Raw genomic sequence first — 7,480 nt, 5'->3', positions numbered from 1 at the left:
CGCACGCCCCGTGCGCCCGCGTGCCCCTGTGCCCGCGCGCCGCGCCCACGGAGCCCCGCGCCCGCGACCACTCCTGCACTCACCACGGAAGACAGGGAAGGCAACAGATGAAGCGCCACCTCATCTCGGCCGCCGACCTCACGCGCGACGACGCTGTCCTGATCCTCGACACGGCCGAGGAGATGGCCCGGTTCGCCGACCGGCCGATCAAGAAACTGCCGACGCTGCGCGGCCGCACCGTCGTCAACCTCTTCTTCGAGGACTCCACCCGCACCCGCATCTCGTTCGAGGCCGCGGCCAAGCGGCTGTCGGCCGACGTCATCAACTTCTCCGCCAAGGGCTCCTCCGTCTCCAAGGGCGAGTCCCTGAAGGACACCGCGCTCACCCTGGAGGCCATGGGCGCCGACGCCGTCGTCATCCGGCACGGCGACTCCGGCGCCCCGCACCGGCTGGCCACCTCCGGCTGGATCGGCGGCAGCGTCGTCAACGCCGGGGACGGCACCCATGAGCACCCCACCCAGGCCCTGCTCGACGCGTTCACCATGCGCCGCAGGCTGGTCGGCCGGGAGGGCGCCGACCTGGCCGGACGGCGGATCACCGTCGTCGGCGACATCCTGCACAGCCGCGTCGCCCGCTCCAACGTCCACCTGCTGAGCACGCTCGGAGCCCAGGTCACGCTCGTCGCGCCGCCCACCCTGGTGCCGGTCGGCGTGGCGGCCTGGCCCTGCGAGGTGTCCTACGACCTGGACGCGGTGCTGGCCAAGTCGGACGCGGTGATGATGCTCCGGGTGCAGCGCGAGCGGATGAACGCCGCTTTCTTCCCCACCGAGCGCGAGTACGCCCGCCGCTACGGCCTGCACGGCGAGCGCATGGCCCGGATGCCGGAGCACGCCGTCGTGATGCACCCGGGCCCGATGAACCGCGGTATGGAGATCACCGCCGAGGTCGCCGACTCGCCGCGCTGCACGGCTGTCGAGCAGGTCGCCAATGGCGTCAGCATCCGGATGGCCGTGCTGTACCTGCTGCTCGGCGGCGCCGAGCCCGCCGTGACCACCGCCCGCACCGAGGCCCCGACCTCCCAGGAGAACGACTGACATGACCGAGCCGAAGACGACACTCATCCGCGGTGCGCGGGTTCTCGGCGGCGACCCGCAGGACGTGCTGATCGGTGCCGACGGCACCGTCGAGTCCGTCGGGCACGGGCTCGACGCGGCCGGCGCCGAGGTCGTGCCGGCGGACGGCCGCGTGCTGCTGCCCGGCCTGGTGGACCTGCACACCCATCTGCGCGAGCCGGGCCGCGAGGACTCCGAGACGGTGCTCACCGGCACCCGCGCCGCGGCCCGGGGCGGCTTCACCGCCGTGCACGCCATGGCCAACACCTTCCCCGTCGCCGACACCGCCGGCGTCGTCGAGCAGGTGTGGCGGCTGGGGGAGCAGCACGGCTACTGCGACGTACGCCCCGTCGGCGCCGTCACCGTCGGACTGGAGGGCAAGCAGCTCGCCGAGCTGGGCGCCATGCACGACTCGGCCGCCGGGGTGCGGGTCTTCTCCGACGACGGCAGGTGCGTCGACGACGCGGTGATCATGCGGCGCGCCCTCGAATACGTCAAGGCGTTCGACGGCGTCGTCGCCCAGCACGCCCAGGAGCCCCGGCTCACCGAGGGCGCCCAGATGAACGAGGGCACCGTCTCCGCCGAGCTGGGCCTGGCCGGCTGGCCCGCCGCCGCCGAGGAGTCCATCATCGCCCGGGACGTGCTGCTCGCCGCGCATGTCGGCTCCCGGGTGCACATCTGCCATCTGTCCACGGCGGGCTCGGTGGAGCTGGTGCGCTGGGCCAAGTCCAAGGGCTGGGACGTCACGGCCGAGGTCACCCCGCACCACCTGCTGCTCACCGACGACCTGGTCCGCTCGTACAACCCCGTCTACAAGGTCAACCCCCCGCTGCGCACCGAGGCCGACGTGCTGGCCCTGCGCGAGGCGCTGGCCGACGGCACCATCGACTGCGTCGCCACCGACCACGCCCCGCACCCGCACGAGGACAAGGACTGCGAGTGGGCCGCCGCCGCCATGGGCATGGTCGGCCTGGAGACCGCGCTGTCCGTCGTGCAGCACACCATGGTGGACACCGGCCTGCTCGACTGGGCGCAGGTCGCCGACCGGATGTCGCACCGGCCGGCCGGGATCGGCCGGCTCGAAGGCCACGGCCGGCCCATCGCTCCCGGCGAGCCCGCCAACCTCGTCCTGATCGACCCGGCTTACCGTGGTCGGGTGGACCCCGCGGGTTTCGCCTCGCGCAGCGCGAACACCCCCTACGAGGGCCGTGAGCTGCCCGGACGCGTGACCCACACCTGGCTGCGGGGCCGGACGACGGTCGTGGACGGGAAACTGGTGTGAGCGCACAGATCGAAACCGCACAGATGTACCTGGCGCAGCAGTCGCAGGAGGTCACCGACTGGGCAGCGCGCATCGGGTGGGTCGTCGGGCTGGTCCTCTTCATCGCGCTGATCTACTGGCTGATGCGGCAGGGCTGGAAGTGGCGCGGCACCCTCCAGGGCGACCTGCCGGAGCTGCCGTCGGCGCCCGAGGAGCCCGGCACCCCGCTGCTCACCCTGACCGGCCGCTACCACGGATCCACCAGCGCGGGCCAGTGGCTGGACCGCATCGTCGCGCAGGGCCTGGGCACCCGCAGCCGCGCCGAGCTGACCCTGACCCCGGCCGGGCTCGCGGTCGTACGCCCCGGGGCGCGGGACTTCTTCGTCCCCGCCGGAGCGCTGCGCGGCGCCCGGCTGGACACCGGCATCGCGGGCAAGGTCCTCACCGAGGGCGGGCTGCTGGTCGTCACCTGGCGGCACGGCGGGAGGGACCTGGACTCCGGCTTCCGCTCCGACCGCTCCGCCGACCACACGACGTGGGTCGAGAAGATCAACGAACTGAGCACCTCCGGCACCACCAGCACGGCCGCGCTCTCCCGGGGCACGCCCCCGGAGACGCCCGGGAAAGGCACACCATGACGACCTCCGCCAGGGGAACCGCACGGGTTCCCGCCGTCCTCGTCCTGGAGGACGGGCGCACCTTCCGCGGCCGGGCCTACGGGGCCGTGGGGGAGACCTTCGGCGAGGCCGTGTTCTCCACCGGGATGACCGGCTACCAGGAGACCCTCACCGACCCCTCGTACCACCGCCAGGTCGTCGTCATGACCGCCCCGCACGTCGGCAACACGGGCGTCAACGACGAGGACGCCGAGTCCCGCCGGATCTGGGTCGCCGGATACGTCGTCCGCGACCCCGCCCGGGTGCCCTCCAGCTGGCGGGCGACCCGCTCGCTGGACGAGGAGCTGACCGCGCAGGGCGTCGTCGGCATCCGCGGCGTCGACACCCGCGCGCTCACCCGCCATCTGCGCGAACGCGGCGCGATGCGGGTCGGCATCTTCTCCGGCGACGCGCTGCCGCCCGAGGGCGACATGCTGGAGCTGGTCCGCCAGACCCCGGAGATGACCGGCGCCGACCTCTCGGCGCAGGTGACCGCGGAGGAGCCGTACGTCGTCCCCGCCGTCGGCGAGAAGCGGTACACCGTCGCCGCCGTCGACCTCGGCATCAAGGGCATGACCCCGCAGCGGATGGCCGAGCGCGGCATCGAGGTGCGGGTACTGCCCGCCTCGGTGACCGTGGAGGAGATGTACGCGTGCGGGCCGGACGGGGTGTTCCTCTCCAACGGCCCCGGCGACCCCGCCACCGCCGACCACCAGGTCGCCCTGGTGCGCGCGGCCCTGGAGCGGGGCACCCCGCTGTTCGGCATCTGCTACGGCAACCAGATCCTGGGCCGCGCCCTCGGCTTCGGCACCTACAAGCTGAAGTATGGCCACCGCGGCATCAACCAGCCCGTCCAGGACCGCACCACCGGGAAGGTCGAGATCACCGCGCAGAACCACGGCTTCGCCGTCGACGCGCCGCTCGACACCGTCCTGGACACCCCCTACGGCCGGGCCGAGGTCTCACACGTCGGGCTCAACGACAGCGTGGTCGAGGGCCTGCGGCTGCTCGACCGGCCCGCCTTCAGCGTGCAGTACCACCCGGAAGCGGCAGCGGGTCCGCACGACGCCGCCTATCTCTTCGACCGCTTCGTGAAGCTCATGGCAGCACAGCAAGAACAGGGAGCCCAGCGTGCCTAAGCGCACCGATATCCAGTCCGTCCTGGTCATCGGCTCAGGACCGATCGTCATCGGGCAGGCCGCCGAGTTCGACTACTCCGGCACCCAGGCGTGCCGCGTCCTCAAGGCCGAGGGCCTGCGGGTGATCCTGGTCAACTCCAACCCGGCCACGATCATGACCGATCCGGAGATCGCCGACGCCACCTATGTCGAGCCGATCACCCCCGGGTTCGTCGAGAAGATCATCGCCAAGGAGCGCCCCGACGCGCTGCTGCCCACCCTCGGCGGCCAGACCGCGCTCAACACCGCGATCGCGCTGCACGAGGCCGGGACGCTGGAGGAGTACGGCGTCGAGCTGATCGGCGCCCGCCCCGAGGCCATCCACAAGGGCGAGGACCGGGACCGGTTCAAGGAGGTCGTCGAGGCCGTGCGCCGCACGACCGGCCACGGCGCGTCCGCGCGCTCCTTCATCTGCCACTCCATGGACGACGTGCTGCGCGGAGTCGAGGAGCTCGGCGGCTACCCCGTCGTCGTCCGCCCCTCCTTCACCATGGGCGGCGCGGGCTCCGGCTTCGCGCACGACGAGCAGGAACTGCGCCGCATCGCGGGCCAGGGCCTGGAGCTGTCGCCGACCACCGAGGTGCTCCTGGAGGAGTCCATCCTCGGCTGGAAGGAGTACGAGCTGGAGCTGATGCGCGACAAGAACGACAACGTCGTGGTCGTCTGCTCCATCGAGAACTTCGACCCCATGGGCGTGCACACCGGCGACTCGATCACCGTCGCCCCGGCGATGACGCTCACCGACCGCGAGTACCAGGTGCTGCGCGACGTCGGCATCGCCGTCATCCGCGAGGTCGGCGTCGACACCGGCGGCTGCAACATCCAGTTCGCCGTCGACCCGAGTGACGGCCGGATCGTCGTCATCGAGATGAATCCGCGCGTCTCGCGGTCCTCCGCGCTCGCCTCCAAGGCCACCGGGTTCCCCATCGCGAAGATCGCGGCAAAGCTCGCCGTCGGCTACACCCTGGATGAGATCCCCAACGACATCACCGAGGAGACCCCGGCCTCCTTCGAGCCGACCCTCGACTACGTCGTCGTCAAGGCACCCCGCTTCGCGTTCGAGAAGTTCCCCGCCGCCGACAGCACCCTCACCACCACCATGAAGTCGGTCGGCGAGGCCATGGCGCTCGGCCGGAACTTCCCCGAGGCGCTGCAGAAGGCCCTGCGCTCGCTGGAGAAGAAGGGCAGCCAGTTCGACTTCGCGGGCCCGCCCGGCGACAAGACCGTGCTGCTCGCCGAGGCGGCCCGGCCCACGGACGGCCGGATCAACACCGTCATGGCCGCCATCCGCGCCGGGGCCACCCCGCAGGAGGTCTTCGAGGCGACCAGGATCGACCCCTGGTTCACCGACCAGCTCTTCCTCATCAAGGAGACCGCCGACGAACTGGCCGCGGCCCCCGAGCTGAGCGCTCAGCTGCTCGCCGAGGCCAAGCGGTACGGCTTCTCCGACGGGCAGATCGCCGCCGTCCGCTCGCTGCGCGAGGACGTGGTCCGCGAGGTACGGCACGCGCTGGGCATCCGCCCCGTCTACAAGACGGTCGACACCTGCGCCGCCGAGTTCGCCGCGAAGACGCCGTACTTCTACTCCTCCTACGACGAGGAGACCGAGGTCGCGCCGCGGGAGAAGCCCGCCGTGATCATTCTCGGCTCCGGCCCCAACCGCATCGGCCAGGGCATCGAGTTCGACTACTCCTGCGTCCACGCCTCCTTCGCGCTGCACGCGGCGGGCTACGAGACCGTCATGGTCAACTGCAACCCCGAGACCGTCTCCACCGACTACGACACCTCCGACCGCCTCTACTTCGAGCCGCTGACCCTCGAAGACGTGCTGGAGATCGTGCACGCGGAGCGGCAGGCGGGCCCCGTCGCGGGCGTCCTCGTCCAGCTCGGGGGGCAGACCCCGCTCGGCCTGGCGCAGGGGCTCAAGGACAGCGGCGTGCCGATCGTGGGCACCTCGCCGGAGGCCATCGAGCTGGCGGAGGAGCGCGGCGCGTTCGGCCGCGTGCTCACCGAGGCCGGACTGCCCGCGCCCCGGTACGGCACGGCCTTCTCCTTCGACCAGGCCAAGCAGATCGCCGCCGGGATCGGCTACCCGGTGATGGTGCGCCCCTCGTATGTGCTCGGCGGGCGCGGTATGGAGATCGTCTACGACGAGCCGTCGCTGGCCGCGTATCTGGAGCGGCACGCGGGCCTGATCGAGCGGCACCCGGTGCTCGTGGACCGGTTCCTGGACGACGCCATAGAGATCGACGTCGACGCGCTCTACGATGGCCGCGAGCTGTACCTCGGCGGCGTCATGGAGCACATCGAGGAGGCCGGGATCCACTCCGGCGACTCGGCGTGCGCGCTGCCGCCGATCACCCTGGGCGGCTTCGACATCAAGCGGCTGCGGGCCTCCACCGAGGCCATCGCGCGCGGCGTGGGCGTCCGCGGCCTGATCAACATCCAGTTCGCGCTGGCGGGCGACATCCTCTATGTGCTGGAGGCCAACCCGCGCGCGTCCCGTACCGTCCCGTTCACGTCCAAGGCCACGGCCGTCCCGCTCGCAAAGGCCGCGGCCCGGATCTCGCTCGGTGCTACCGTCGCCGAGCTGCGCGCCGAGGGCCTGCTCCCGGCCGGCGGCGACGGCGGCGACCTGCCGCTGGACGCGCCGATCTCGGTCAAGGAGGCCGTGCTGCCCTGGAGCCGCTTCCGGGATGTGCAAGGCCGCGGCGTGGACACCGTGCTCGGCCCCGAGATGCGCTCGACCGGCGAGGTCATGGGCATCGACTCGGTGTTCGGCACCTCCTACGCGAAGTCCCAGGCGGCGGCGTACGGCGCGCTGCCCACCAAGGGCCGGGCCTTCGTCTCGGTCGCCAACCGGGACAAGCGCTCGCTGATCTTCCCGGCCCGCGAACTGGTCGCGATGGGCTTCGAACTGCTGGCCACATCCGGCACAGCGGAGGTTCTCAAACGCAATGGGATCAATGCGACGGTGGTCCGCAAGCAGAGCCAGGGCCAGGGGCCGGACGGCGAGCGGACCGTCGTCCAGCTGATCCACGACGGCGAGGTCGACCTGATCGTCAACACGCCGTACGGGACCGGCGGCCGGCTGGACGGGTACGACATCCGCACCGCCGCCGTCGCCCGCGCGGTGCCGTGCCTGACGACGGTCCAGGCGCTCGCGGCGGCGGTGCAGGGGATCGAGGCCCTGACGCGGGGGGAGGTGAGCGTGCGCTCCCTGCAGGAGCACGCGCGGCACCTGGTGGCGGCCCGGGAGGGCTGACCCGCCCC

Annotated in this window: 5 protein-coding genes; all 5 read left to right on the top strand. The window is 72.0% G+C overall.

The window, feature by feature from the left end; genetic code table 11:
- Nucleotides 1-107: 107 nt before the first annotated feature.
- From G5C65_RS27140 to carB, 5 genes are read left to right on the top strand one after another with little or no spacing between them, the layout of a single operon-like run.
- Nucleotides 108-1,094, top strand: a complete 987-nt coding sequence (locus tag G5C65_RS27140; RefSeq protein WP_165301581.1) for an aspartate carbamoyltransferase catalytic subunit — start codon at nt 108-110, stop codon at nt 1,092-1,094.
- Nucleotide 1,095: 1 nt separating this feature from the next.
- Complete coding sequence (locus G5C65_RS27135; protein ID WP_165301579.1) at nt 1,096-2,394, top strand: dihydroorotase; 1,299 nt, start codon at nt 1,096-1,098, stop codon at nt 2,392-2,394.
- Between the two features lie 23 nt (nt 2,395-2,417).
- Nucleotides 2,418-3,011 (top strand): PH-like domain-containing protein, encoded by a 594-nt coding sequence (locus G5C65_RS27130; protein ID WP_165301582.1) that lies wholly within the window; start codon nt 2,418-2,420, stop codon nt 3,009-3,011.
- Complete coding sequence (gene carA / locus G5C65_RS27125; protein WP_165301577.1) at nt 3,008-4,168, top strand: glutamine-hydrolyzing carbamoyl-phosphate synthase small subunit; 1,161 nt, start codon at nt 3,008-3,010, stop codon at nt 4,166-4,168. The genes G5C65_RS27130 and carA overlap by 4 nt, the downstream gene beginning before the upstream one ends.
- Nucleotides 4,161-7,472 (top strand): carbamoyl-phosphate synthase large subunit, encoded by a 3,312-nt coding sequence (carB, locus tag G5C65_RS27120; RefSeq protein WP_165301575.1) that lies wholly within the window; start codon nt 4,161-4,163, stop codon nt 7,470-7,472. Before carA ends, carB begins: the two co-directional genes overlap by 8 nt.
- The last annotated feature ends 8 nt before the right edge of the window (nt 7,473-7,480 follow it).

The sequence above is a fragment of the Streptomyces boncukensis genome (assembly GCF_011045075.1).
GTDB classification, from domain to species: domain Bacteria; phylum Actinomycetota; class Actinomycetes; order Streptomycetales; family Streptomycetaceae; genus Streptomyces; species Streptomyces boncukensis.
This window is presented reverse-complemented; position numbering and strand designations above follow the sequence as displayed.

What these genes read in the sequence shown, in the direction of transcription:
- G5C65_RS27140 (WP_165301581.1), top strand. Translation starts at nt 108, where the DNA reads ATGAAGCGCCACCTCATCTCGGCCGCCGACCTCACGCGCGACGACGCT.
- carA (WP_165301577.1), top strand. Translation starts at nt 3,008, where the DNA reads ATGACGACCTCCGCCAGGGGAACCGCACGGGTTCCCGCCGTCCTCGTC.
- G5C65_RS27135 (WP_165301579.1), top strand. Translation starts at nt 1,096, where the DNA reads ATGACCGAGCCGAAGACGACACTCATCCGCGGTGCGCGGGTTCTCGGC.
- G5C65_RS27130 (WP_165301582.1), top strand. Translation starts at nt 2,418, where the DNA reads ATGTACCTGGCGCAGCAGTCGCAGGAGGTCACCGACTGGGCAGCGCGC.